Raw genomic sequence first — 449 nt, forward strand, 5'->3', positions numbered from 1 at the left:
AGGTTGTACCGTCATCGCGCAATTGGGCGAACGAGCTAAGTTGTTGGCCTTTCTTGACGATAACCGCACCGGTTGCCGGATCGGTAATATCGGCCAGCGCCTTACCGTTGCTCTCCCTCGCTACTTCTTCCGACTTCGGCTCATGCGGAATGGCGTAGTTCCAGGTCATGTTCAGCACCTGGTCCGGGTTCGCGCCACCCTGTTCGGCATACATCTTGCGCAAGCGCAGGAAGATACCGGAGAGGATCTCGCCATCAGTCAGCGCAATCCCCGGGGCGTCCGCACCTTTCCAGTGCCACTGCAACCAGCGACCTGAGTTAACGATTGAACCGTTCTCTTCTGCGAAGCAGGTCGATGGCAGACGGAACACTTCGGTCTGGATCTTCGACGAGTCAACTTCGTTCAGCTCACCGTGGTTCTGCCAGAAGTTAGAGGTTTCAGTGTTCAGT

General features: G+C 56.3%; 1 pseudogene. It reads right to left on the reverse strand.

Going from position 1 to position 449, the window contains the following annotated elements:
* Positions 1-449, reverse strand: a pseudogene (locus H0X91_RS34750) (formate dehydrogenase-N subunit alpha); the annotation flags it as partial.

The organism is Burkholderia sp. 9777_1386, assembly GCF_015712265.1.
Classification (GTDB): Bacteria; Pseudomonadota; Gammaproteobacteria; order Burkholderiales; family Burkholderiaceae; genus Burkholderia; species Burkholderia cenocepacia.